At 62.2% G+C, this 24,465-nt stretch carries 23 protein-coding genes and 1 other RNA gene; 18 read left to right on the top strand and 6 right to left on the bottom strand.

Going from position 1 to position 24,465, the window contains the following annotated elements; all coding sequences use genetic code 11:
* Position 1 precedes the first annotated feature (1 nt).
* The 4 genes from LAN64_09505 to LAN64_09490 all read right to left on the bottom strand — a co-directional run bounded on the left by LAN64_09505 (position 2) and on the right by LAN64_09490 (position 4,897).
* On the bottom strand, positions 2 to 514 hold the full coding sequence (locus LAN64_09505) for a phosphatidylglycerophosphatase A (protein MBZ5568071.1): 513 nt from the start codon (positions 512 to 514) through the stop codon (positions 2 to 4).
* Positions 489 to 749: a DNA gyrase inhibitor YacG gene (yacG, locus tag LAN64_09500; protein MBZ5568070.1), complete on the bottom strand. Its 261-nt coding sequence runs from the start codon at positions 747 to 749 to the stop codon at positions 489 to 491. The genes LAN64_09505 and yacG overlap by 26 nt, the downstream gene beginning before the upstream one ends.
* Before the next feature lie 172 nt (positions 750 to 921).
* Entirely contained in the window at positions 922 to 2,469 is a 1,548-nt protein-coding gene (rimO, locus tag LAN64_09495; protein ID MBZ5568069.1) for a 30S ribosomal protein S12 methylthiotransferase RimO, read from the bottom strand.
* A 166-nt stretch (positions 2,470 to 2,635) separates the two neighbouring features.
* Positions 2,636 to 4,897, bottom strand: coding sequence for a DUF3488 and transglutaminase-like domain-containing protein (locus LAN64_09490; GenBank protein ID MBZ5568068.1), 2,262 nt, complete (start codon positions 4,895 to 4,897; stop codon positions 2,636 to 2,638).
* 356 nt (positions 4,898 to 5,253) lie between these two features.
* Between LAN64_09490 and ffs the strand changes: the two genes are divergently transcribed.
* The 3 genes from ffs (at position 5,254) to LAN64_09475 (ending at position 6,899) form a co-directional block, all read left to right on the top strand.
* An RNA gene (gene ffs, locus LAN64_09485) (signal recognition particle sRNA small type) lies at positions 5,254 to 5,351 on the top strand.
* Positions 5,352 to 5,420: 69 nt separating this feature from the next.
* Positions 5,421 to 6,422: a ketoacyl-ACP synthase III gene (locus LAN64_09480; protein ID MBZ5568067.1), complete on the top strand. Its 1,002-nt coding sequence runs from the start codon at positions 5,421 to 5,423 to the stop codon at positions 6,420 to 6,422.
* A gap of 93 nt (positions 6,423 to 6,515) precedes the next feature.
* A complete protein-coding gene (locus tag LAN64_09475; GenBank protein MBZ5568066.1) occupies positions 6,516 to 6,899 on the top strand; it encodes a VOC family protein in 384 nt (127 codons plus the stop codon).
* Between the two features lie 171 nt (positions 6,900 to 7,070).
* On the opposite strand, the gene fumC is transcribed toward LAN64_09475, so the two are convergent.
* The gene (gene fumC, locus LAN64_09470) at positions 7,071 to 8,477 is read right to left on the bottom strand and encodes a class II fumarate hydratase (protein ID MBZ5568065.1); all 1,407 of its coding nucleotides are present in this window, start codon (positions 8,475 to 8,477) and stop codon (positions 7,071 to 7,073) included.
* 232 nt (positions 8,478 to 8,709) lie between these two features.
* Here fumC and LAN64_09465 point away from each other — a divergent pair, with 232 nt between their 5' ends.
* From LAN64_09465 to tatC, 4 genes are all read left to right on the top strand, one after another.
* Positions 8,710 to 9,813, top strand: a complete 1,104-nt coding sequence (locus LAN64_09465) for a YpdA family putative bacillithiol disulfide reductase (GenBank protein ID MBZ5568064.1) — start codon at positions 8,710 to 8,712, stop codon at positions 9,811 to 9,813.
* 86 nt (positions 9,814 to 9,899) lie between these two features.
* Positions 9,900 to 10,520, top strand: a complete 621-nt coding sequence (locus tag LAN64_09460) for a hypothetical protein (protein ID MBZ5568063.1) — start codon at positions 9,900 to 9,902, stop codon at positions 10,518 to 10,520.
* 88 nt (positions 10,521 to 10,608) lie between these two features.
* Positions 10,609 to 10,944, top strand: a complete 336-nt coding sequence (locus LAN64_09455) for a TatA/E family twin arginine-targeting protein translocase (GenBank protein ID MBZ5568062.1) — start codon at positions 10,609 to 10,611, stop codon at positions 10,942 to 10,944.
* A complete protein-coding gene (gene tatC / locus LAN64_09450) occupies positions 10,937 to 11,746 on the top strand; it encodes a twin-arginine translocase subunit TatC (GenBank protein MBZ5568061.1) in 810 nt (269 codons plus the stop codon). Before LAN64_09455 ends, tatC begins: the two co-directional genes overlap by 8 nt.
* Before the next feature lie 16 nt (positions 11,747 to 11,762).
* Here the strand turns inward: tatC and hpt are convergent, their stop codons facing one another.
* Positions 11,763 to 12,311: a hypoxanthine phosphoribosyltransferase gene (gene hpt, locus LAN64_09445; protein MBZ5568060.1), complete on the bottom strand. Its 549-nt coding sequence runs from the start codon at positions 12,309 to 12,311 to the stop codon at positions 11,763 to 11,765.
* A 174-nt stretch (positions 12,312 to 12,485) separates the two neighbouring features.
* Here hpt and LAN64_09440 point away from each other — a divergent pair, with 174 nt between their 5' ends.
* The 11 genes from LAN64_09440 to wecB all read left to right on the top strand — a co-directional run bounded on the left by LAN64_09440 (position 12,486) and on the right by wecB (position 24,282).
* A complete protein-coding gene (locus LAN64_09440; protein MBZ5568059.1) occupies positions 12,486 to 13,193 on the top strand; it encodes a metal-dependent hydrolase in 708 nt (235 codons plus the stop codon).
* Between the two features lie 4 nt (positions 13,194 to 13,197).
* Positions 13,198 to 13,875, top strand: coding sequence for an O-methyltransferase (locus tag LAN64_09435; protein ID MBZ5568058.1), 678 nt, complete (start codon positions 13,198 to 13,200; stop codon positions 13,873 to 13,875).
* 320 nt (positions 13,876 to 14,195) lie between these two features.
* The gene (locus tag LAN64_09430) at positions 14,196 to 14,672 is read left to right on the top strand and encodes an N-acetyltransferase (GenBank protein ID MBZ5568057.1); all 477 of its coding nucleotides are present in this window, start codon (positions 14,196 to 14,198) and stop codon (positions 14,670 to 14,672) included.
* A gap of 55 nt (positions 14,673 to 14,727) precedes the next feature.
* Entirely contained in the window at positions 14,728 to 15,771 is a 1,044-nt protein-coding gene (locus LAN64_09425) for a Gfo/Idh/MocA family oxidoreductase (GenBank protein MBZ5568056.1), read from the top strand.
* Positions 15,756 to 16,871: a DegT/DnrJ/EryC1/StrS family aminotransferase gene (locus tag LAN64_09420; protein MBZ5568055.1), complete on the top strand. Its 1,116-nt coding sequence runs from the start codon at positions 15,756 to 15,758 to the stop codon at positions 16,869 to 16,871. Before LAN64_09425 ends, LAN64_09420 begins: the two co-directional genes overlap by 16 nt.
* Complete coding sequence (locus LAN64_09415) at positions 16,855 to 17,556, top strand: acyltransferase (protein MBZ5568054.1); 702 nt, start codon at positions 16,855 to 16,857, stop codon at positions 17,554 to 17,556. Before LAN64_09420 ends, LAN64_09415 begins: the two co-directional genes overlap by 17 nt.
* Before the next feature lie 32 nt (positions 17,557 to 17,588).
* The gene (locus LAN64_09410) at positions 17,589 to 18,614 is read left to right on the top strand and encodes a glycosyltransferase family 2 protein (GenBank protein ID MBZ5568053.1); all 1,026 of its coding nucleotides are present in this window, start codon (positions 17,589 to 17,591) and stop codon (positions 18,612 to 18,614) included.
* A 12-nt stretch (positions 18,615 to 18,626) separates the two neighbouring features.
* Positions 18,627 to 19,667 (top strand): flippase-like domain-containing protein, encoded by a 1,041-nt coding sequence (locus LAN64_09405; protein MBZ5568052.1) that lies wholly within the window; start codon positions 18,627 to 18,629, stop codon positions 19,665 to 19,667.
* A 39-nt stretch (positions 19,668 to 19,706) separates the two neighbouring features.
* Positions 19,707 to 20,672, top strand: a complete 966-nt coding sequence (locus LAN64_09400; GenBank protein ID MBZ5568051.1) for an NAD-dependent epimerase/dehydratase family protein — start codon at positions 19,707 to 19,709, stop codon at positions 20,670 to 20,672.
* A gap of 1,160 nt (positions 20,673 to 21,832) precedes the next feature.
* Positions 21,833 to 23,191 (top strand): DegT/DnrJ/EryC1/StrS family aminotransferase, encoded by a 1,359-nt coding sequence (locus tag LAN64_09395; protein ID MBZ5568050.1) that lies wholly within the window; start codon positions 21,833 to 21,835, stop codon positions 23,189 to 23,191.
* 23 nt (positions 23,192 to 23,214) lie between these two features.
* Positions 23,215 to 24,282: a UDP-N-acetylglucosamine 2-epimerase (non-hydrolyzing) gene (wecB, locus tag LAN64_09390; protein MBZ5568049.1), complete on the top strand. Its 1,068-nt coding sequence runs from the start codon at positions 23,215 to 23,217 to the stop codon at positions 24,280 to 24,282.
* Positions 24,283 to 24,465: the final 183 nt, after the last annotated feature.

Here is a 24,465-nt window from a genome sequence, read left to right as displayed (position 1 = left end):
ATCACGGCAGCAGGCCGAAATGACGCAGCCCTTGCATCACCGCCAGAGCGTACAGTCCCGCGCCGATGTCGTCGAGCATGATTCCGGCGCCTTCCGGCGCTTGTTCCAGCCGGCGTAGCGGCGGCGGCTTCACGATGTCGAAGACACGAAAAAGTATAAGGCCCGCCAGCAGAGTTTTCCAACCGAGGGGCACGCCGATCAGGGCAACGAGTTGGCCCGCGACCTCATCGATCACGACGAATCCGGGGTCTTTGCGCCCCGATTCACGCGCCACGCGCGTGGACGCCGGAATTCCAATCAGCGTGACCAGCACGGCTGCGGTAATGGCGGATGGAACTTGATAAGCGCCTGCCAACGGCGCCAGTGCCCGCCACAGCCCCACCGTTACCACCGACGCCCAGGTTCCCGGGCCGGGCTTAAGCCTGCCGATTCCAACAAACGTGCCGATCTGCCATGCCCACGCAGTTTTGTGGGAGACGGCGACGGGCTCACCTGCGCTTGCGGTCTTGTTCATCGTGCTTGGCGCCGCCGCCGGGTTTTGCAGCGCGCGGTCGATCCACAGTGTAATCCGCGTCACCAAATGGGTCGGCTTCATCGAGACGAGAGGAAATGACGTATCCGCCGCTCGCCCATTTGCCCAGATCAATCAGGCGGCAGCGCTCGCTGCAGAAGGGGAAGTCGGGCTCCTGGCGCAGCACCAGCTTGCGGCACGTGGGACAACGCAGGCTGGGGACGCGCTTGCGAGGCATCGCTTTCTCATTGTATGCGATGCCGAATGACTAACCACCGAGGCACAGAGGCGCGGAGAAAAATTGGGAATCAAGAAGTCAGAATTAAGAATGAAAATCCTTCATCGGTACTTCTCCACTCTTCATACTGACTTCTTGATTCTTCATTCCCCTGTGTCTCTGTGTTTGTCGGTTAGAGAATCCGCGCGACCAGGTCGTAATCGTGAGCTTGCGTGATCTGGCAGCGATGGAAGGCGCCCGGCTCGAGTTCCGACTCGTCGGCAAAGTCGTTGATGAATACCTTGCCGTCAATCTCCGGCGCGTGCATCGGTGTGCGCCCTTCCCACAGCAACTCGGTCTCGCTGGATGGGCCCTCGATCAGCAGGTCAAATTCGCGTCCCACCAGCGCCTTCTTGCGCTTGCGGCTGATGGATTTCTGCATCTGCATCAGCTTGCGCCGCCGCCGCTCGATCTCCGCCGGCTGAACTTTCATGTGGAGCGCATACGCCGTTGCGCCCTCCTGGTCGGAGTAGGCGAAGGCACCCATCCAATCGAACTGCGCCTCGCGCACGAACTCGCACAACTCCTCGAATTCGCGCTCGGTCTCGCCGGGGAAGCCGATGATGAACGAGCTGCGCAGCGTCAGGCCGGGAATGGTGCGCCGCATTTTCTCGATCGAGCGCAGGAACAGCTCCGCGCTCCCGCCGCGCTTCATGCGCTTCAACACCGTCACCGAAGCGTGCTGTAGCGGCACGTCCATGTACGAGCAGATCTTGTCGTGCGCCGCGACGGTGTCCAGCAGGCGCCCCGTGATCTTGTTGGGATAGGCGTACAAGAACCGTACCCACCGCAGGTCTTCAATTCCCGCGAGCTTTTCCAGCAGCAGCGCGAGCCCGTGCTTCAGCCCGAAGTCTTCGCCGTAACACGTGGTGTCCTGGCCGATGAGCGTGATCTCGCGCACCCCGGCGCGCGCCAGTCGCTCCGCTTCGGCAATCACCGATTCAAATCGCCGCGACCGGAATTTGCCGCGAAGCTGCGGGATGATGCAAAAGCTGCACGGGTGATCGCAGCCTTCGGCAATCTTGATGTACGCCGAGGCGCGCGGCGTCGCCAGCATGCGCGGCGTGGTTTCATCGTAAAGATAGTTGGGCAAGTCGGCGATGGCGCCGTCCCAGCCCTCGCGGGAAAAGCGTCCGGCTTGCTCGCGCGCATGGCCTTCGGGGCGGCCGTTGCCGCTCAGGATGGTGAATGGGGACGCGCTCGACCACCCCTGCGGACCAACCCCGGGCCCGCTGGGGACCCCGGGTGAGGGCGAGCGCGCTCCAACGCTTAGTCCCGCCGCTTCCAGAATCCTCGGCAGCTCGCCCGTCCCGACTACCGCATCAACCTCGGGAATATCCTTCTGAATTTCCGTGCGGAAGCGCTCGACCAGGCATCCCGCGACCACCAGCTTGCGCGCCCGACCGTTCGTCTTGTGGCGCGCCATTTCCAGGATCGCGTTCACCGACTCCTGCTGCGCGCTCTCGATAAACGAGCAGGTGTTCACCACGATCACGTCGGCATCTTCGGCGCGCGGCGTGATCTCGGCTCCCGCCTGCGCCAGCATGCCCATCATGACCTCGGAGTCCACAAGGTTCTTGGGGCAGCCCAGCGAAACGAATCCGACCTTCTGCGGGCGCGTCTCGGGAGCGTCCTTCTCAGAAGCAATGGGATGTTCGAGGGTGACCGGCAGGTCAGGCATGCAGTGCTTCAATTCTATCGGAAATAGCGGAGTTGCGCCGATTCGAGCGAAAACAATCAGCCGCAAAGGACGAGAGGGCGCAAAGGATGCTAACAGCGCAGAAACAAGATCCTCCGGTTTTCCTTGGCGTCCTTGGCGTCCTGTGCGTCCTCTGCGGTTCAGCGTTTTACTTCGCTTTGATTTCTTCGAAAAGCTCCGGCAGCCTGGCCGCATCTTCTGGCGATTTTCCAAACCGCGCCCGTTCGTAATGCCGCGTGAAGGCGGCGACCGAGCGCTGCAGCGGCGGGTCGGGAATGCTGGCGACGAATTCGCCCGGCGTCTGCACCGGCTTCCTGTGAAATCCTTTCCTGCCCATGGAGCGCGTCATGCGCGCGTACCAGATGCTGGCCGCCGCCTCCGGAGCTTTCACCGGATTGCGTGCCAGGCCATGCCGATGTACCGCCCGCCAGATTCGCGCCGCGTTCACCAGCAGCCCGCACACGATCATCGCCAGCAGCGCGCCCATCGCCCACGTGCGCGGGCTGCGCTCGGCCTCGCGGTGCACGCGTCGCGCCTGCGCCAGCAACGCCTGGTAATGCCGCCGGAACCAAATGCGGGTCTGGTCGCCGGCGCTGCGCCCGCGCGCCATCGCCGAGATGGTCAGCGTGCGCTGGTGCAGGAAGTCGTAATTGATCACCCACTCGCGCCAGAACTCGCGCGCTGCGTCCATGTAGAGCAGGAAGCGATGCGCGCTCCCGGTGACCGGCGTGGGATCGGGCGGCGTCGGGTCGAAACTCACCCACGCATAGCCCGGGATGTAGGCCTCCACCCAGGAATGCGCATCGCGGCCGCGCACGATGTAGCTGCCGGTCAGGTCGTTGTACTCGCCGCCGCGGAAGCCGTTCACGATGCGCGATGGGATAGCCAGCGTGCGCAGCATCACCGCCATCGCCGAGGCAAAGTACTCGCAGTGTCCTTCCTTGCGCTCGAAGAGAAAGTACGCCAGTGGATCCGCCGGCGGCGAGGGGGCCATCTGCAGGCTGTAGCCGTAACGCGTGCGCAAGTAGAGTTCGATCGCCGATGCCTTGTCGAACTCGGCCGAGGTATTCGCCGTGATCCGCTGCGCCAGTTCCACGACGCGTGGGTCCACGCGCTTGGGCAGTTGCAGATAATTCAACACTACGTCGGGCGGGACCGGGCCCACCGCGCCCCGCAACCGCTCCTCGTGCGGCAGCATCCACAGGGACGACGCGGTGTAGCTCTCCGTCATGCGGTTGCGGTCCAGGTTGAACACCGCGCCGTTATCGTCCACCCCGATTTCCATGATCCGCCCCTGCAGCCCGATCGGCACCGGTGCCAGGAACAGCACGTTGGTGCCGATCGGCTCCATCAGCACCTTGTAAAGCAGCGGGTGCATGGCGCGGATATCGGCGCGGTCCGCCGGCAGGTTGCGCGCGCTGGTCTCGGCGCGCGACAGGTTGTACCGCCCCATGCCGGTCAGACGTACCTCCGGGTCCAATCGCGGGCTGGACGCGAAGGCCTCCATCGTGCCCGTCACCGGGTTGCTCCACAGCTTCCCGTCGAACAGGGACAGCGCCATGCCGCGCCACTTCAGGTCGGCATAACCGCCGCGGTCGCCCTCGATCTCGATGTGCATCACCACCGTATCGGACTGCTTGATGCGCCCGATCTCCCCCAACTGCACGTGGTCGCTGAAGCCGCTGACAAACTCGTTTCTCGGGGCGTAGGCGCTCAGGTAGCCCGCCGACAGTCGCGGCAGGACGAAAAAAATCACTGCCGCCCCCAGCACCACCGACGCCGTCATCAGCAGCGCGATGCTCGACAGCGAGCGCGCCATACGCCGTGACGCGTTCGGCATGGTAGTCCCGGGCAGCGCGCCCGATGCGGCCGCTGCCGAACGCCTCATCTCCATGCTGATGAACGTTGCCACCGCCAGCAGCATGAACACGCAGAAGGCGCCGAAAAATACCGTGTCAACCGTGAGCACCGCCGCCGCCAGCACCTCGAGGAACGAAATGATCGCCAGGTAGAGGTGATCGCGGTCGCGCTGCACGGAGAAAACTTTTACCACCATGATGAACAGCACCAGGTGGACGGTCGCCTCCACGAAACTGGCGGAGACCAGGAAAATGTCGGCGGCGTAGAACAGCACGTAAACCAGCGTCAGGTACGAGGTCCAGCGCTCCGGGATTTGCAGCCTGCGCCCGCGCAGCATCAGGTAGGCGCGAAACACCAGCGCGGCCGATACTCCCAGGATCGAAAACGAATCCAGCCGCCCCGTGCTGACCAGGATCACAAAGCCGGTGACGATGAGCAGGAACAGGCAAATCTGGAAATACTGCTCGATGGTGTTGCGGAAGGTGGACGGCGGGCGCGCAGCTGGCGGCGTCAGAATGGAGATGAGATCGAGTTTCCCCCCCGTTGCCACCTGGCTATTGTGTCACAAGGTCATCGGTTGTCGGTTAACGGTCGTTGGCAATTGGTACCTTGCTAATGCAACTAGGAGTTCCCCCGGCTCTGCCGGGGAGGCTCCCAAAGTTTGACAGTTGTGCGTGGCGGTTTTGCAAGCGCACAGCTTTCACCCGTACTGCCTGGAGCGAGCGGTTTTGACTTTGGGTCGCGATCAGGCCCCTTTGAGGGGCCCGCGACCCGTAAAGCCTCCGGCTCTGCCGGAGGATACTTACTTTGCGTGCCCGCGTGCGGCCTGCGATTACCGATAACCGAGGACCGTAACCCGACAACCCGACGACGTCGTCTTCCGAATGTTAAAATGAAGCGTGTCGGGCATCGGCCCCGCGCAACTTATTCCCGCCAACCCCGCCAGGTCCGGAAGGAAGCAACGGTAACGGGCTCTTATGTGTGCAGCGGGTCACCGGTGTCCGGCTTATTTGTTTTGGACACCACCCATCCCTTTCGTTCAAAATGTGTGGTTTCTTGCGACGGAGAACTCATTGATCACTCCTATTCGGGCGAAGATCACCTCCCTTGGCACCTATGTCCCACCTCGTCTGCTCACCAATCAGGATCTGGAAGGGATGGTCGATACCAGCGATCAGTGGATCATGGAGCGCACCGGCATCCGCGAGCGCCACATCGTCGACAAGGGTGTCGCGACCAGCGACCTCGCCGCGGAAGCCGCCAAGTGCGCCCTGCTCAAGCGCGGCATCAAGCCGGAAGAGGTCGAAGTCATCATCGTCGGCACCGTCACCCCCGACATGTTTTTCCCCTCCAGCGCCTGCCTGGTGCAGCACAAGATCGGGGCAAAAGGCGCGTGGGGCTTCGATCTCTCCGCCGCCTGCTCCGCCTTCATCTACTCCCTGCATGCCGGTGCGCAGTTCATCAACACCGGCGCACACAAGAAAGTTTTGGTCATCGGCGCCGACATCATGTCGTCCATCATCGACTACACCGATCGCGCCACTTGCGTCATCTTCGGCGACGGCGCCGGCGCGGTACTCTTGGAGCCTGCGGCCGATGGCGAAGACGCCGGCTTCATTGATTTCCTCAACTACGTTGACGGCTCCGGCGGTCGCTCGCTCTACATGCCCGGCGGCGGCAGCCTGCATCCCTCAACGCAGGAGACGGTGGAAAAGAAGATGCACTGCGTCCACCAGGACGGCCAGGCTGTGTTCAAGTACGCGGTGCGCAATATGGCCGACGTCTGTGATCGCCTGCTCAAGCGCAACGGCTTCAGCGCCAAGGATGTTGACTGCTTCATTCCGCACCAGGCCAACCAGCGCATCATGACGGCTACCGCCGACCGCCTCGGCCTCCGTCCCGAAGCGCCCATCATCAACATCGATCGCTTCGGCAACACCACCGCCGCCACGATTCCGCTCGCCATGCAGACCGCGATTGACGAAGGCAAGCTGAAGAAGGGAAGCCTGGTGCTGCTGGCGTCGGTGGGAGCGGGGTTTACCACGGGTGCGACGCTGCTGAGATGGGCATACTAGAATAGGCTGCAGGATTTAGGCTTCAGGAAAAACAAAATCAGCCGCTGATTGACGCGGATGAACGCAGCTAAGTCAAAAGACAGGTAAATGCAAATGAAACGTGTTACCGGTATTGGCGGCATTTTCATTAAGGCGAAAGACCCGCAGGCGATGTATGCCTGGTATGAGACGCACCTCGGCATCCAGCGCGACACCACCAGTCATACGGTAGATTTTGCCTGCAAAGACAACGACACCGGCGAGGAAGCCCACACTTACTGGTCGCTGTTCAAAGAGAACACGAACTACTTCGACCCCAGCAAATCCGCGGTGATGATCAACTACCGCGTCGCCGACATGGACGCCGTGGTGAGCGCACTGCAATCGGGAGGCATAGAAATCCTGGGCCGCGAAGATCACGACTACGGCCGCTTCGCCTGGGTCATGGATCCGGAAGGCAACAAGATCGAATTGTGGGAACCGCCGAAGAAGCAGTAGTTAGGAGTCAGAGCCAGTGGTCAGCAATCAGGGGTTTGAAAGCACCCCGGACTCCTGGCTACCAACTACGGAGTACCGAGATCGCCGAAATAGGAACGCGCCCAACCCTCGGGCGCGTCTTTCATCCGAATCAGCGTTGATCCGCGTTGATCAGCGGCTGACTGAAGCCTACTACGGATGCGTCATCGTTTCCGGGCGCACCAACTGGTCAAACTCCTCCGCCGTCAGGAATCCCATCTTCACCGCTGCTTCTTTTAGACTGCTGTGCTCGACGTGCGCGGTGTGCGCCACCTTCGCCGCGTTGTCATATCCGATCTTGGGCGCCAGCGCGGTCACCAGCATCAGGGAGTTCTTGACGTACCAGTCAACTTTCTCGCGGTTCACCTCGATGCCGTTGATCATGAACTCGACAAACCCGTGGCACGCGTCGGTGATCAGCGTCGCCGAGTGCAGGAAGTTGTAAATGATCACCGGCTTGAACACGCTCAGCTCGAAGTTCCCCTGCGAGCCCGCAAAGCCCACCGCCGCCGTCGCTCCGTGCACCTGCGCGCAGACCATGGTCATGGCCTCGCACTGCGTTGGGTTAACCTTGCCCGGCATGATCGACGACCCCGGCTCGTTCTCCGGAATCGTCAGCTCTCCCAGCCCGCAGCGCGGCCCCGAGGCCAGCCAGCGGATGTCGTTCGCGATTTTCATCATGGACGCTGCGGTGGTCTCCATCGCTCCCTGCGCGAAAACGACTTCGTCGTGCGCCGACAGGGCCGCAAACTTGTTGGGGTGCGAGCGGAAGGGAAGTCCCGTCAACTCCGCAATCTTGTTGGCAGCGCGCTCGGCAAATTGCGGATGCGTGTTCAGGCCCGTACCCACCGCCGTGCCCCCGATCGCCAGGTCATACAAGCCGTCCAGCACCTGCTCCAGGCGCTTGATATCGCGCTCCACCAGGCTCGCCCAGCCACCGAACTCCTGACCGATGGTCAGCGGCACCGCGTCCTGCAGGTGGGTGCGCCCGATCTTCACGATGCCGTCGAATTGCTTGGCCTTGCGCGCGATCGCCTCCTGCACCGTCTTCAGCGCCGGGATCAGCGCCCGCTTCACGCGCTCGGCAGCCGCGATGTGCATCGCCGCCGGAAAGGTATCGTTCGATGACTGCGACATGTTGACGTGATCGTTGGGGTGGATAGGCTTCTTGGACCCCATCTCGCCGCCGGCCAGTTCAATCGCGCGGTTGGAGATCACCTCGTTCACGTTCATGTTGGTCTGGGTGCCGCTGCCCGTCTGCCAGATGCGCAGCGGGAACTGCTCGTTGAGCTTGCCGCCGATCACCTCGTCCGCCGCCTGCACGATCAGCTTCGCTTTGTCGGCCGGGAGCTTTCCCAGGTCCTGGTTGACTAGCGCGCACGCCTTCTTCAGGATGCCGAACGCCCGGATCAATTCCGGGGGCATGGTGTCGCGGCCGATATTGAAGTGAATGAGCGAGCGCTGCGTCTGCGCGCCCCAGTAAACGTTGGCGGGCACTTCGATCTTGCCCATGCTGTCGGATTCAACGCGTGTACGTGGCTTCTCCACCGTGGTTGCCATATCGCGCTCCTGATGAGTGCTCCAGATGAATGCTGGACCGCACTGCAAACGGAAAATTATAGCCCCGCGGGGCCAAGCAATTGTGCTCTGGAGCACACGAGGGTGTGATCGCGCATCCGTTGGGGGCATGATTGTCAATTGCCGAACTGCGGAATTGCCGAATTGCCGAATTGAACAACATCGGGTCGGGCGTTCCAATACCGCGATTCCGCAGTTACCGATTCGGCAATTCATGCGTGGTTCTCCGCACCGCCTCAGCCATGACGTGAATCCAATCACCGTGCCCGAAGCTAAGAACGAAAGATTTGACCTTCTCGTCATCGGCGCCGGCCCCAGCGGGCTTGCCTCCGCCATCGAAACGCAGCGCGCCGGCTTTCGCGCCGTTCTCATCGACAAGGGCTGCCTGGTCAACTCGCTCTTCCACTACCCGGCCAACATGACCTTCTTCACCACGCCGGAGCTGCTCGAGATCGGCGACATCCCATTTCCCAGCGCGCACGTCAAGCCCACCCGCGAGGAGGCGCTGGAGTACTACCGCAAAGTCGCCGAGCACTACCAGCTCGATATCCGCCAGTACGAGCGTGTGGACCAGGTCAGCGGCAGCGACGGCGATTTCCTGGTCCACACCAGCACCGTCGAGGCCGACATTCTTGGCGCCCTGGAAGGTCCCGCGAAGCGCCACCTGCCCGGCCGCCGCGCCGAATACCGCGCGCGCAAACTCGTAGTCGCCACCGGCTACTACGACCTGCCCAACATCATGCAGGTTCCCGGCGAGGATCTGCCCAAGGTCTTTCATTACTACCGCGAGCCGCATCCGTTTTTCGGCCGCGACGTGCTCGTGATCGGCGGCAAGAACTCCGCCGCCATTGCCGCGCTCGAACTCTGGCGACACGGCGCGCGCGTCACCCTGGTGCATCGCTACGAGAGCATGCATCGGCACGTCAAATACTGGATCAAGCCCGACATCGAGAACCGCATCAAGAACGGCGAAGTCACTGCCTGTTTCAGCAGCACGGTCAAGGAAATCAGGCCTGAATCGGTTCTGCTGCAGACGCCCAACGGCGAAGTTCGCCTGAAAAACGACTTCGTGTTTGCCCTCACCGGCTATCACCCGGATTACTCGTTCCTGCAGAGTCTCGGCATTCAGCTCACCCCTGACGAGTGCCGCCCCATCGTCAACCAGGAGACGCTGGAGACCAACGTGCCCGGCATTTACGTTGCAGGCGTAATCGTGGCGGGATCGAAGACCAACGAAATCTTTATCGAGAACGGCCGCTTCCACGGCCAGCGCATCGCCCAGGACTTGAAGAAGAAGCTCTCCGCCGTTGGCTCTTGAGTTTGCTCCGGAACTGCTGCGGGTGACCAGGCCAAATTCAGATTACAACTCCCGTACGGAACCCACGCCGTTGTTACAATATTGAAATGCGCAATGCACTGGTCATCGTAGCTGTCGCCGCCTCGCTGCTTTCGTGCAGCAAGTCTTCTACTCCGCCTACCGCTTCCGCTTCTGCGCCTACCGCTGCTGCGCCTTCCACCGACTCCGCCAAGTCTGCCGACCCGGTATCGCAAAAGGTCGAGGAGCTGGCCGGCTCCGGCGCCGGCGATTGCGGGCACGTCAGGTCGCAAGCTCAGGAGCAGACGCAAAAGGCCAGCGACTGCGCCATGCAGGCTGCCAAAGCCAAGAAATCCTTCCATGTTGTTTACGATATGCCCGGCTTGACCGTCGGATACGCCGGCAACTCCCAGGGCAAGATGTTTTCGGTGCAGGCGGAACAACCGGAGAACGCCTCGGCCAAGGCCGAGGTGAAGACCACGCCTTGTCCCGCCGAATTGCGTGTTGCGCAGAGCGGCCGCGTCACCTGCATGGCGCTCGGCGCCGGCATGGGCACGGTCGGCGGCGCCAATCCCCACGGCGGCATGCTGCCCTCTACCGGTCAGAATCCCCACGGCGGGATCAGCATGCCTGATCTGGGCACGCCCAATCCGCATGGGACGGCGCAGCCCTCGCATCCGCCCGCCGGCAAAACTCCGCCGAAGCAATAACGGAGCGACCTGCGTCCGCTGGCGTGACTCAGCTGCTGGCGGGGCTGACCAATGGACCGACGCACGCGGCGCGCAGTATCATGGAGCCATGAACCTCGGCTTGCCCGAAATGATTTTCATTTTCCTGCTGGCCCTAATTATCTTCGGGCCCAAGAAGCTGCCGGAGATCGGACGCCAGATCGGGAAAGCCATGGGCGAATTCAAGAAGGCCAGCAACGAGTTCAAGTCGCAGATCGAAGGCGAGATCCGCAACCTGGAGCTGGAAGAGGCCGTCAAGCGCGACCCCCCACCGCAGATTCTGCCGCCGGAAGGAAGCGTGGCGACCACGGCCGCCGCGCCTGACACCGAGCCTGCCAGCGCGTCCACGGTCTCCACCGCGCCTTTGGCCGAGGCTTCCGGGCAGGCCAAGGCAGCCGATGCCTGAGTTCGATCCCGCCGCGGCGCGCAAAGCCGTCAGCGAAAAAATGGCGAGCATGAGCTTCCTCGACCACCTCGAGGAACTGCGCCGCAGAATCATTTGGTCGCTGCTGTACGTCGCCGCCGGTTTCAGCGTCTGCTGGTTCTACGCCGCGCGCATCTACGCGTTCGTGCAAGTGCCTATCATGGAAGCGCTGCGCAACCATCATCTCGACCAGAAGCTAGTGTTCCTGAACCCCACCGAACCCTTCAACATGTACCTGAAGGTCGGATTTGTGGCTGGGCTATTCGTGGCCTCGCCGTTGGTCCTCTACCAAGTGTGGGCGTTCATCGCGCCGGGACTCTACCGGCACGAAAAACGCTACGTGGTGCCCTTCATGGTGTCGTCGGTGGGGCTGTTTGTCGCCGGCGGCGCCTTCGGCTACAAGATAGTGTTTCCGGCGGCGCTGGATTTCCTGATCGGCTACGGCGCGCAATTCCAGCCGATGATCACTATCGGCGAATACACCGACCTTTTCTTAACCATCCTCATCGGGCTGGGCATTATTTTCGAGATGCCGATCCTGGTGTTCTTCCTGTCGCTGATGGGCGTGGTGAGCGCAGGCTGGATGTGGCGCAACCTGCGCTATTCCATTCTTCTGATCTTCATTATCGCGGCCATCGTGACCCCGACCACCGACATCCTCAACATGTGCCTGTTTGCGGCGCCGATGGTGCTGCTGTACGTCGTGAGCATCTTTATTGCGTGGCTGGTGAGCCCGGCGCGGCGCAAGGCGCGCAGCAAGGCGGAAGCCGCGAGTAGCGAGTAGACCCACCCTGTGATGTTTACTGCAGTTCCGGCGGGAGGACGCAGATGTCGGGCAAATTGCGATAGCGCTCGGCGTAATCCATGCCGTATCCGACCACGAATTCGTCGGGAATGACGAAGCCGACGTAGTCGGCTTTGACCGGCTCGATGCGGCGGCAGGCCTTGTCGAGCAGGACCGCTACCTTCAAACTTCGCGGCTGGTGGGCGAGGAACAGCTTGCGCAGATAGCCCATAGTCAGGCCGGTGTCGAGAATGTCTTCCACGATGATGACGTTTTTGTCGGCCATGGAGGAATCCACGTCCTTGTTCATCCTGACCTCGCCGCTGGTCTTGGTGCCGGCGCCGTAGCTGGCGACACTGATGAAGTCGAAGGTGGCATCGAGCTTGACCTGGCGGGCGAGATCGCCGAGAAAAATGGACGCGCCCTTGAGCACGCCGACGAAGATGATGGACTGGCTGGCGAAGTCGCGCGTGATCTCGCCGGCCATTTCGGTGACGCGGCGGGCGATCTGATCTCGGGTGAAAAGAATTCTGAGCTGGGGAGTGACCGCAGTGCCGGAGTGCATGGCCGCTATGGTAGTCGAAGTTCGGGGTGTTCAGCTACAGAGGAAGCAGGGCAAAGTCATTTTCGAAGCCCGGTTATTTCTTTCGTTCTCCTCCATGTCCTTCGTGGGTACATTTGGGGCTGATAGAATTCTTCCGCTCGACTTGCATCTGAACATGGCAGAAAGGCGGCCATCATGGACCTGAAAGGCGCCAAGCTCACCTGGCTGGGGCACTCGACGTTCCGCCTGGAAACCGGCGGCAAAACCATCCTGATTGATCCCTGGGTGATGGGGAACCCCTCGTGCCCGTCCAACGAAAAAATAGTGAAGAAGGTGGATGCGATGCTGTGCACGCACGGCCACTTCGACCACATCGGCGACGCGGTCGAGATCGCGAAGCAGCACAACCCGGTCGTGGTGGGAATTTTCGAACTGGCGACGTGGCTGCAGAAAAAAGGCGCCAAGCAGATTGCGCCGATGAACAAGGGCGGCTCGCAGGAGGCCGCCGGGATGCAGATCACGATGGTGCACGCCGACCACTCCTGCGGCATCCAGGAGGACGACGGCTCCATCATCTACGGCGGCGAAGCGTGCGGGTACGTGATCGAACTGGACAACGGGGTGAAGCTGTACCACGCGGGCGACACCAACGTGTTCGGCGACATGCACATCATTCACGAGCTGTATCACCCAGAGATCGTGATGCTGCCGATCGGGGACCTGTTCACCATGTCGCCGCGCGAGGCCACCTACGCCTGCCAGTTGCTGCGGCCGAAGGTGGTGATCCCGATGCACTGGGGAACGTTCCCGGCGCTGACCGGGACACCCGCGGCGCTGAAGCGGCTGATCGGCGACATGGGATGCGAGGTCGTGGCAATGAAACCGGGACAGACGATGGGATAAAACGATGAGCGACGGAAAGCGGCCTTCGTGGGCGATGGGCGGCGTCACCAGTGAGGCGGTGGACAACTATCTCTACTCGTTGCTGCCCGACAGCGGCGACGTGTTGCGCGAGATGGAAGCAGAAGCGGCGAAGCGCAAAATCCCGATTGTCGGGCCGGCGGTGGGACGGTTGTTGTACTTGTTGGCGAGGCTGAGCGGGGCGCGGCGGATCTTCGAGATGGGTTCGGCAATCGGATATTCGACCATCTGGTGGGCCCTGGGCGCGGGAGAGGAGGCGCGCGTCATCTACACGGACGGCGATTCCAAAAAGGCGATGGAAGCCTACAAAAACTTCGAACGCATCGGCGTGGAGAAGCGGATCGAGATCAAGGTGGGCGACGCGATCGAACTGCTCTCCGAACAGAACCTGGAGCCGTTCGACATCATTTTCAACGACGTGGACAAGGAAGATTATCCCAAGGCCTTTCACCTGGCGGTGCCGCGGTTGAGGCGAGGCGGGCTGTTCGTCAGCGACAACGTGCTGTGGAGCGGGCGTGTTCCGGAAGCGGCGGCGGGGAAGGAAGGCGCCAGCGAGGCGACGCGCGCGATCGTACAGTTCAACCGCATGCTGTACGAATCGAGAGAGCTGTTTACCACCATCCTGCCGCTGCGCGATGGGGTGGCGGTGGCGCTGAAGCAGTAGTCCGCAATCGCGCCCGCTCCGCTGAGTACGACCATAGCTGTGAAGTGCTTCATCGCCGCGTATGTCACCGGGCAGGGATATGCCGGCAGACCTTCAATTGAGCTTGCTGCGTCTCACTACCCTCGAAAATCCTGATAAAGTAATGTTCAGAGCCGCGTCTCATATTGTGGGACGATGTCGATGGACTTACCCTCTTAACGAGGTCGCGCCTGACGGGTGACGATCCAGCCTCGTAGCCTGTCGCGTGGGGCTACACCAAGGCGATGACCAGCCGGGTTCTCAGGCTCACGACCGTTACCTTGACTTAGGAGTGCATCCGAATGCCGATCAGCAGCGACGTGGTGATGGGCAAGGATGTTCGCGTCTTTCAACCGACGCTGGTGAATTTGTACGGTTGCACGATTGGAGATGAGACGAAGATCGGCGCATTCGTGGAGATCCAGAAGAATGCGTTCATCGGACGCCGGTGTAAAATCTCTTCCCATACATTTATTTGCGAGGGGGTAACCGTCGAAGACGAATGCTTCATCGGCCACGGAGTTGTGTTCATTAACGACAAGCAACCGCGGGCGACAGCGGGCGGGCAGTTGCAGACCGAGGTTGATTGGAGAGTGGTGCCAACGCGCGTTAAGCGCGGCGCTTCCATCGGGAGCGGCGCAGTCGTTCTGTGTGGCATCACCGTAGGCGCGGGAGCGATGGTAGGCGCCGGCGCTGTCGTTACTCGCGACGTTCCGGACGGCGCGGTGGTGGCGGGCGTCCCGGCACGACTACGGGCGAAAGCGGGCGCCTCGGTTTAAGTACGCAACCCCAAGCTTTTGTCTTGCTGCCGCGTGGAGCGCTGAAAGGGCGACTGTGATTCAGGTCGGCTTAATCGGGTACGGATACTGGGGGCCGAACCTCGTCAGGAATTTTTTTGAAGCGCCGGGCTGTCGGGTCGCAGTGGTCAGCGATCTGAGGCCTGATCGTGTTGCCCGCGCCGCGGCTCGCTATCCCAGCATCGGCACCACGGTCGATCATCGGGAGCTGATCAACGATCCCGGCGTCGACCTGGTGGCGATCGCTACCCCGGTGTCCACGCACTTCGAGCTGGCCATGCAGGCGCTGCGCGCCGGCAAGCACGTGCTGTTGGAGAAGCCGCTGGCGGCAAATTCCGAACAAGGCGAACAACTAATTGAGGAAGCCGATCGCCGCAGGCTGACGCTCATGGTGGATCACACCTTCGTGTACACCAGTGCGGTGGGCAAAATCCGTGAACTGGTGGCCGCCGGCGCCCTGGGCGATGTTTACTACTACGATTCCGTGCGCGTGAATCTGGGGCTCTTCCAGCATGATGTCAATGTCATCTGGGACCTTGCGGTGCACGACCTGGCAATTCTGGATTACGTCGTGGACGCGCGGCCGATCGCCGTGTCGGCAACCGGCATCAGCAACGTGCCGGGGAAGCCGGAGAACATCGCGTACGTGACGCTATTCTTCGCCGAGAACGTGATTGCGCATCTGCACCTCAACTGGCTGTCCCCGGTAAAGGTCCGCAAGACGCTGATCGGCGGCAGCCAGAAGATGATCGTGTACGACGATCTGGAAGCCACGGAAAAGGTTAAGGTGTACGACAAGGGAATCACGGTCACGAACAACCTGGAGAGCTTTTACCAGATGCTGATCGGGTATCGGACCGGCGACATGTGGGCGCCGAATCTGCCCGCCACCGAAGCCCTGCAGACCGAAGTCCAACACCTGCTGCACTGCATCGAGCACAAACAGAAGCCCACGACGGATGGCGAAGCCGGATTGCGCGTGGTGCAGGTCCTGGAAGCCGCCAGCCAATCCATGAAAGAGCGCGGGCGCCCGGTGGAACTGACGGGCGCGAAAGGAGCTGCGGTTTGGTCCCGTTCCTAGATTTGAAGGCGCAATATCACAGCATCAAACCGGAGATCGATGCTGCCGTCGCCCGCATCCTGGAGAGTTCGCAGTTCGTGCTGGGCGAAGCTGTCGCGGCCTTCGAAAAGGACTTTGCGCGCTACTGCAGCACGGAACAGGCGATTGCCGTGAATACCGGCACCAGCGCCCTGCACCTCTCGCTGCTGGCGGCAGGTATCGGCGCCGGCGACGAAGTCATCACCACCCCGTTCACCTTTGTGGCGACGGTGGCGGCAATCCTGTACACGGGTGCGCGTCCGGTGCTGGCGGATATCGACCCGAAAAGCTTCAACCTTGATCCTGCCCAGATCGAGCGGGCCATCTCGCCGCGAACCAAGGCCATCATTCCGGTTCATCTGTACGGTCAACCCGCCGACATGGACCCGATCATGGAAATAGCCAGGCGCCACAAGCTGATCGTGATCGAAGACGCCGCCCAGGCGCATGGGGCCGAATACAAAGGCAGGCGCGTGGGCAGCATCGGCGCGATGGGTTGCTTCAGCTTTTATCCCGGCAAGAACCTTGGCGCCTACGGCGAAGGCGGCGCGGTGACCACCAGCAATCCCGAATACGCGCGCACCATCCGCATGTTGCGCGACTGGGGCGCGGAGAAGAAGTACCAGCACCAATTGAAGGGCTACAACTACCGCATGGAAGGGTTCCAGGGAGCGATTCTGGGCGTGAAGTTGCGCTATCTGGAGGGGTGGACAGAGGCGCGCCGCGCGCATGCCCGCCGGTATCACCAGTTGCTGGCCGGCAGCGGCGTGCGCACTCCTGCCGAGGTGTCCGGGGTGCGCCACGTCTATCACGTCTATACCGTACGAAGCGCCGAACGTGACGAACTGCAACGGACACTCCAAGCCGCCGGCGTGCAGACCGGGATCCACTATCCGATTCCCGTGCACAGGCAGCCGGCATATTCCGATCTCGGCTATGGCCCGGGCGACTTTCCGCACGCCGAAGCGGCCGCTCGGGAAGTATTGTCGTTGCCCATCTTTCCGGAAATGACGGAGGCGCAAATGCAGGAGGTAGTGGCGGCGGTCGCTTCACGGAGGTTCGCCAGTGTCGCCAAGCTCTGAGACCGAGGCGCGGGTGGTCCGCGCGGTCCACGGCCGGCAGGAAGTCCAACCGGACCCGCCATTTGAGCAGGAATTCGCGGAGCACCTCAGGAACAGCTCAAGCCACGAAGCCCTGCTGGAGTTGTACAACCGCTTTGCGCAGGGTGATACCGACTTCGATTTGCGCATGCGCCGAGTGCTGTGGCGGGCCATAGCCCGACGGATCGGCAATGGAGTGCGCATCGGGCCTGGGGTTGGCTTTCAGCACCTGGAAACCTTTGAGTTGGGCGATAACGTATTCATCGGCGCCCAGGCCTACATTCAAGGACGGTTCGACGGCCGCTGCGTCATTGGCAATCATGTTTGGATCGGGCCGCAGAGTTATTTCGACGCTCGCGATTTGGTCTTGGAAGACTATGTCGGCTGGGGGCCGGGGGCGAAGGTGCTGGGTTCGGAGCATACCGGCATTCCCCACGACCAGCCGGTGATTAAGACCGACCTGGTTATCCGGCCGGTCAGGGTGGGAGCGTGGGCCGATATCGGTACCAATGCCGTCCTGCTTCCCGGAGTCACCGTGGGGAAGGGAAGCATCGTGGGAGCGGGGGCCGTCGTTACCCGCGACGTAGCTGAGTTCGCTATCGTCGCCGGCGTGCCCGCGCGTTTCGTGCGGTGGCGCGAAGGATATGCCGGGGAAGTACCGAAATAGGTGAAGCCGGTACGTACTGCGACTGAGCTGTGATGTCCAAATCTTTCAATTTCGCCGATTACGCGAATACTCCCGAGGAGGAGCGGCCCGTACTCTCGGTGGTTACGCCGGCCTACAACGAATCGGCGAACGTGCCCGTCATGTACGAGCGGTTGGTGCAGGCGCTGGACGCAGCGAAGCTCGACTGGGAGTGGGTGGTGGTTGACGACCATTCCGCCGACGACACGTTTGCCGTCCTCGGCCGCCTGAGCGCCGCCGACGCTCGCGTGCGCGCGGTGCGGCTGGCACGAAATTTCGGTTCCCATATGGCGATCACCTGCGGCCTGCACGGCTGCCGCGGACAGGCCGCCGTCATCATGGCTTCCGATCTGCAGGATCCGCCGGAGGTGATTCCCGATCTGCTGTCGCGGTGGCGCGAGGGCGATCAAGTGGTTTGGGCGGTGCGCCGCCGGCGAGAAGGCGAGACGGTCACGACCATCGGTTTCTCCCGCCTATACCTCTGGCTCATGCGTCACATTGTCGGAATCCGCGAAATGCCGGCCAGCGGCGCCGATTTCATGCTTCTCGACCGCTGCGTCATTGACGCCTTCCTGCAGTTCCGTGAAGCCAACGTCAGCATCGTCGCGCTGCTGACGTGGATGGGATTTCGGCAGGGCTCGATTCTGTACGACAAGCAGGCGCGTCTGCACGGCCGGTCGGGTTGGACGCTGAAGAAAAAGCTGAAGCTGGTGGTGGACTCCGTCACGTCCTTTACCTACGCCCCCATACGCGCCATGTCGTACGTCGGGTTTGCGGTGGCGGTGTTGGGCTTGCTGTATGCCGCCTACGTTCTGGTCTACGCCCTGCACGGAAACCCCGTCTCGGGCTGGGCCTCGCTGATGATCGTGGTGCTGGTGATTGGCGGCGTGCAAATGGTCATGCTGGGGGTGTTGGGCGAATATTTATGGCGCGCGCTGGACGAATCGCGGCAGCGTCCGCGTTATCTGGTCGAAGCAACCACGGCGGAAATGGCCCGGGCGCGGAGTGCCCTCGCGGGTAGCGTTCGCGAGGAGCGATAGGGACGCCCGGCGGTGGCAAGGAGCAGGAAAACACGCGCGCTGGTCCTGGGGTTGATCGTCAGCGCCCTATTTCTGTGGCTGGCGCTGCGCAATGCCGATCTGCGGCAGACCTGGTTCCGCTTGCGCGACCTGGATGGCCGCTACCTGCTGCTTCCGGTCGGCATGACGTTGCTCAATTACCCGCTGCGCGCATGGCGCTGGCAGCGGATTTTTCCACCTCATGCCAGACCGGGCTTTTGGGTATGTTTTCAGACGCTGGCGGTGGGCAACGCGTTGAACAATTTTGTGCCGGGGCGCGGCGGCGATCTGGCCCGGTGCGTACTGGTATCCCGCAAGACATCGCTAGCCGGCGGGACGCTCGCCCTGGCAACGCTCGGGGTCGAGAAGATTCTGGACGGGCTGGCGCTGCTGGCAGTTGTCCTATTGTCGTTTCGCTTCTTGACGCCGCCGCAGTGGATGGCGCGACTGGAGATTGCCGCGGCCATCATTTTTGGCGGCGCGTTGGCGGTCGTTATCGTGCTGCGCTATCGGTCACCGTGGCTTCTCGGGTGGGTGGAACGAAGGTTTCGCGCGGCCGGATTCGCCGCGTTGGGCGAGAGAATTGCGCACCTGGGCAGCTCGTTCGCGGAAGGCTTGCATGCGGTCGCTTCGATGCGCGACATGACCGTTTTGCTGGCCATCACGGCAGCCATCTGGACAACGGAAGCGGGCCTGGTGTGCGGCTTAGCTTGGGCGATGCACGTTCCCATGTCGCTCGCAGCCGGCCTCATGGTATGCGCGGTGCTTGGGCTGGCGCTGATGATACCGGCAGCACCGGGGGCGCTTGGCACCTACGAGTTTTTTTCCTCGGCCGCCATCGCTCTCACCGGCGTGGGCGCCGCAATCGCTTTGGCGCTTACGCTGGTTCTTCATGCCTGGGTGTTGCTATCGACTAGTATCACCGGGCTCTGCTGCGCAGGCTCGACGGTGACGCTGCGGGCGCTGGCATCGCAAGCAGAGCCGGTCGAAGGGGCGGAGGAGGCGAGTGCCGCCTGCGCCGCTGAGCACAAGTAGCGCGTCGGGCGGCACGAGAGACAGAACGCGATCATGGGCATTGATCAAAGTCGAATTCTGATCACCGGCGGGGCGGGCTTCATCGGCACGCACCTGGCGGAGCGTTTTTCCGGGCAGGCCAAAGAAGTCATCCTGTTTGATAACGGACGGCGGGACTCGCTCTCGCTGGCACCGCATCTTCGTACCCACCCGTGCATTAAGTTCATCTCCGGCGACACGCTCGACAAATCTTCGGTCGCCGGCGCTTTCGATGGCGGCATTGATGTCGTGCTTCACCTGGCGGCCATTGCCGGTGTGTCGAGCTACTACCAGGAATCGCTGAAGACGTTGCAGGTAAATATTCTAGGTACGGTGAATGTGCTGGATGAGGCTGCGCGCCGCGGCATCGCCCACTTCGTCGATTTTTCTACAAGCGAAATTTTCGGAGCGGATGCCATGTGGGTCACGGAAGAGATGCCATGCGGCATCGGCGCTTCATCCGAACGCCGTTGGGTTTACGCCACCAGCAAACTTGCCACCGAACACTTCTCGTTGTGTTATGGAGAGGCGCACGGCTTTACGGCCACGGTGGTGCGTCCGTTCAACATCTATGGTCCGCGCCAGACGGGCGAGGGAGCGATCAGCAACTTCTGTCGTGCCGCCCTGGAGGGCAAACCGCTGAAGGTTTATGGCGACGGTTCGCCGGTTCGGGCGTGGTGCTACGTCAGCGACATGGTGGATGCAATTGAGCGCATCCTGCAGGTTCGCGAACACTCCACGGGGGTGTTCAATATCGGCAACCCGCGTGAAATCGAGACCACGCTCGGGTTGGCGCGCCGGATAGCGCGCCTCGTGCCGGGAACGTCCATTGAGTTTGAAGCCGTGAGCCGTGCCGAGGTGCGCGCCCGCGTCCCTGTTATCGAGCGCGCTCGCACCATACTCGGCTATGAGCCCAAGGTAGATTTGGAGCAGGGACTGAACTCGACGTTGCAGTGGTTTTCCAAGGCTAAGGGAGCAGTGCGATGAAAGTTGCCGTCATCGGCGCCGGCAAGATGGGCCTGCCGCTGGCCTGCCAGTTCGCCGCGCGAGGCGCAGCGGTGCTGGCCTGCGATGTCCGCCAGGAGGTCGTTGACGCCATCAACGCCGGCCGCTGCCCGATTGACGAGCCGGGAGTCGCGGAGCTTTTGTGCGCTGCCGTCGAGCGCCGCGCTCTGGTCGCAACCACCGACACCGCTCGCTCGGTAGCGGAAAGCGATGTCGTGGTCGTGATCGTCCCTGCGTTGCTCACGCCAGAGCTAGATGCGGACCTGTCAATTTTGTGTTCTGTGTCCGGGCAAATCGCCGCGCAGCTCCGCCCAGGCACCATGGTTTCTTATGAAACGACAGTTCCGCTGGGATCCACGCGACGTCACTTTGTTCCTATCCTGGAGCGCAGCGGACTTCGCGCCGGCCACGATTTTGACGTCGTGTACTCGCCCGAGCGCGTAAAGAGCCAACTCGTCCTCGACCACCTGACGAAAACGCCGAAGGTGGTGGGTGGCATCAACACGGCTTCGGCAGAGCGCGGCGCCGCTTTCTACGGGCAGTATCTAGGCACTGAGGTGACGAACGTCGGGGCGCTGGAGGCTGCTGAGTTCGTCAAGCTGGCCGGCATGGCGTATCGCGATGTGAATATCGCCCTGGCGAATGAGTTGGCGCGCTATGCCGAAGCTGCCGGGGTGAGCTTCGAGCCCGTACGCCAAGCCGCCAACACCGACGGCGAGGCGATGTTGCTGCGACCCGGCATCGGCGTCGGCGGACATTGCACTCCGGTGTATCCGTACTTTCTCATCCGTGATGGAGAGCGGCGCGGAGTTCCGCTGGTGCTCGGTTATCGCAGCCGCCTGATCAATGACGAGCAGGCGGAGCACGCGGTCAGGCGCGTGGCTCGTGAATTGGGGACGTTGTCAGGGAGAAAGGCGCTGATCCTCGGGCTTGCATTCCGGCCGTCGGTCAAGGAGCACCTGTTCTCGCCGGCATTTCTGATCCGCGACGCCCTGGTGAGGCACGGGGCCGACGTCCGACTCCACGATCCTCTCTATAGCGATGAGGAGATGCGCCGCCTGGGATTCCAACCGGGAAGTTTCAAGGAGCGGCCCGCTCCCGAAATTGCGATTCTGAACACTGCGCACCCACAGTACGGCAGCATGAATTTCGAGTCCCTGGCAACGGCTGGCGTGCGCGTCATCTGCGATGGGCGTAACTTCTGGAATGAGGAAGAGGTTCTCGGTGCGGGCCTGAAATACGTCGGAATTGGCGTGCCTGACCAGCGAGCCAAAACCGAGGCACAAGTCCCAGTAGCCAGGCCGTTGCTCGGAGGCGAGGAAGCGGAAGCGGCTGCCGATGTCATTCGCGGCGGATGGGTAACGCAGGGCCCGCAGGTAGCCGCTTTCGAGCGCGAATTCTGCGATGTGGTGGGCGCCGCCCACGCGTGCGCGGTCTCCAGCGGGACGACGGCGCTTCACCTGGCGCTCAAGGCTGTGGGCATCGGCCCCGGCGACGAGGTGATCACCGTCAGCCATTCCTTCATCGCGACCGCCAACGTGGTCCGCTACTGCGGCGCGCTGCCGGTGTTCGTGGACATCGATCCTGTCAGTTTCAGCATGGACCCCGCCCTCATCGAGCAGGTGATCACGCCCCGAACGAGGGCCATCCTCTGCGTCCACCAGATCGGCATGCCCTGCGAGCTGGCGGCGATTGTCGCCATTGCGCGCAGGCACGGCTTACCGGTGATCGAAGACGCCGCGTGCGCCATCGGCAGCGAGATCGTGTGGGAAGGGAAGTGGGAGAAGATCGGACGGCCACACGGCGACATTGCCTGCTTCTCATTTCATCCGCGCAAGCTGGTCACCACCGGCGACGGCGGTATGCTGACGACCGCCAATGCCGCCTGGGATCGCCAATTCCGGCTGTGGCGCCAGCACGGAATGTCGGTGCCGGACACGGTGCGCCACGGATCCGCGCAGGTGGTCTACGAATCCTATGACGAACTGGGATACAACTATCGCATGACGGACATCCAGGGGGCGGTCGGACGTGGGCAACTCCGGCGGCTCTCCGGCATGATCGCCCGCCGTCGTGAGTTGGCGCAGCGTTACGCCGAGCTGTTGGCCGGCATTCCGGGCATCACGCCACCGGCGGAGCCGGCGTGGGCGCGTACAAACTGGCAGTCGTACTGCGTTCGCCTGCCGCAGGGCGTGGATCAGCGGCAAGTCATGCAGGCCATGCTGGACTCCGGCGTATCCACTCGACGCGGGGTCATGTGCGCGCATCGTGAACCCGCCTACGACCAGGAACCCTGGTCGTGCGGTTCCGGCGAGGGTCGCTGCGCCTGCCGGGGCGGCCGTTGCGAGCGCCTGGTCAACAGCGAGCGCGCCCAGGATGAAACCATTATTCTGCCGTTGTACCACCAGATGAGCGAAGCCGATCAGGACCGTGTCGTGGCCGCGCTGGCGAGTTGCTGCCGCGATCAACGGGTGGGCTCAGCGGCGGGCCATACAGATTAGGAAGCACAGGGAAACGACCAGTCATGCACATACTGCACGTCGTGGGAGCGCGCCCCAACTTCATGAAGGCGGCGCCCGTGGTTCGCGCCTTGGGCGAACACTCATCCGTCCGTCAAACCATCGTTCACACCGGCCAGCATTACGACGCCAACATGTCGGACGTGTTTTTCCAGCAATTGGCGATCCCGGCGCCGGATGTCAATCTACAGGTCGGTTCGGGTTCACACGCCCAGCAGACAGCGGAGATCATCAGCCGCTTCGAGCCGGTCGTAGTGGAGCGAAAACCGGATTTGGTGCTCGTTTACGGAGACGTGAACTCGACCGTCGCGGCGGCCCTGGTCTGTGCCAAGTTACTGGTCAAAGTCGGGCATGTTGAGGCCGGACTGCGGTCGTTCGATCGCACCATGCCGGAAGAAGTCAACCGCTTGCTGACGGACCAAGTCGCGGACCTTCTGTTCACGCCATCCCGGGACGGCAATGAAAATCTTGCCCGCGAAGGGGTCGCGCCGGAAAAGGTGCACCTGGTCGGCAACGTAATGATTGATACCCTGGTTCGCATGCTGCCGGTGGCGCGGCAGCAGATCCCCAAGGATCTGCCCGAGCAGTTCGTTCTGGTCACGTTGCACCGGCCTTCAAACGTTGACGATCTGCCCTGGCTGGCGAAAGTGATCGCCACCCTGTGCGAAATCGCCAAAGACGTGCCAGTTGTTTTTCCGGTTCACCCGAGGACGCGGAAGAACCTTGCGGATGCCGGTCTTCAGCCCGATGGCGTGCGCATGATCGATCCGCTGCCTTACATCGAATTTCTCGGGTCGCAAACCCGTGCCGCGCTGGTCATTACCGACTCCGGCGGCATTCAGGAAGAAACCACCTACCTGGGCGTGCCCTGCATCACGGTACGCGAGAACACGGAACGTCCCATCACCATCGATCTGGGCACGAACCATCTTGTCGGACGCAGCGTCGAAAGAATTCGGTCCACGGCTTACGAGGTTCTGAACGGTCCGAAAAAACGTGCTGCAATCCCGCCGCTGTGGGACGGACACGCGGCCGAACGAATCGCCGCGATCATTGCTGCCAGCCGATTCTGAGCTACGGCCGCGCGCGCATCCGGCTTGTGTTTTTCAATCGGCGAATGCCGGCCTGAACAAGAATGGCCATTCCGCCGTCGTCGAGGTGAAAGACCACCAGCCTTAGGCTATGCCCTCGCAGAGGCGAGGGCATTTTTCACGGGCCTTTTGCGGGAGAAAGAACCACGCGAGGCGTGCTGTTCC

The sequence above is a fragment of the Terriglobia bacterium genome (assembly GCA_020073185.1).
GTDB lineage: Bacteria > Acidobacteriota > Terriglobia > Terriglobales > Acidobacteriaceae > JAIQGF01.
The sequence above is the reverse complement of the archived record's forward strand: the minus strand, read 5'-3'. Positions and strand labels throughout refer to the sequence as shown.

What these genes read in the sequence shown, in the direction of transcription:
- LAN64_09440 (MBZ5568059.1), top strand. Translation starts at nt 12,486, where the DNA reads ATGGACCTGAAAGGCGCCAAGCTCACCTGGCTGGGGCACTCGACGTTC.
- rimO (MBZ5568069.1), bottom strand. Translation starts at nt 2,469, where the DNA reads ATGCCTGACCTGCCGGTCACCCTCGAACATCCCATTGCTTCTGAGAAG.
- LAN64_09460 (MBZ5568063.1), top strand. Translation starts at nt 9,900, where the DNA reads ATGCGCAATGCACTGGTCATCGTAGCTGTCGCCGCCTCGCTGCTTTCG.
- yacG (MBZ5568070.1), bottom strand. Translation starts at nt 749, where the DNA reads ATGCCTCGCAAGCGCGTCCCCAGCCTGCGTTGTCCCACGTGCCGCAAG.
- LAN64_09410 (MBZ5568053.1), top strand. Translation starts at nt 17,589, where the DNA reads ATGTCCAAATCTTTCAATTTCGCCGATTACGCGAATACTCCCGAGGAG.
- tatC (MBZ5568061.1), top strand. Translation starts at nt 10,937, where the DNA reads ATGCCTGAGTTCGATCCCGCCGCGGCGCGCAAAGCCGTCAGCGAAAAA.
- hpt (MBZ5568060.1), bottom strand. Translation starts at nt 12,311, where the DNA reads ATGCACTCCGGCACTGCGGTCACTCCCCAGCTCAGAATTCTTTTCACC.
- LAN64_09475 (MBZ5568066.1), top strand. Translation starts at nt 6,516, where the DNA reads ATGAAACGTGTTACCGGTATTGGCGGCATTTTCATTAAGGCGAAAGAC.
- LAN64_09435 (MBZ5568058.1), top strand. Translation starts at nt 13,198, where the DNA reads ATGAGCGACGGAAAGCGGCCTTCGTGGGCGATGGGCGGCGTCACCAGT.
- LAN64_09465 (MBZ5568064.1), top strand. Translation starts at nt 8,710, where the DNA reads ATGCGTGGTTCTCCGCACCGCCTCAGCCATGACGTGAATCCAATCACC.
- LAN64_09430 (MBZ5568057.1), top strand. Translation starts at nt 14,196, where the DNA reads ATGCCGATCAGCAGCGACGTGGTGATGGGCAAGGATGTTCGCGTCTTT.
- wecB (MBZ5568049.1), top strand. Translation starts at nt 23,215, where the DNA reads ATGCACATACTGCACGTCGTGGGAGCGCGCCCCAACTTCATGAAGGCG.
- LAN64_09395 (MBZ5568050.1), top strand. Translation starts at nt 21,833, where the DNA reads ATGAATTTCGAGTCCCTGGCAACGGCTGGCGTGCGCGTCATCTGCGAT.
- LAN64_09455 (MBZ5568062.1), top strand. Translation starts at nt 10,609, where the DNA reads ATGAACCTCGGCTTGCCCGAAATGATTTTCATTTTCCTGCTGGCCCTA.
- fumC (MBZ5568065.1), bottom strand. Translation starts at nt 8,477, where the DNA reads ATGGCAACCACGGTGGAGAAGCCACGTACACGCGTTGAATCCGACAGC.
- LAN64_09505 (MBZ5568071.1), bottom strand. Translation starts at nt 514, where the DNA reads ATGAACAAGACCGCAAGCGCAGGTGAGCCCGTCGCCGTCTCCCACAAA.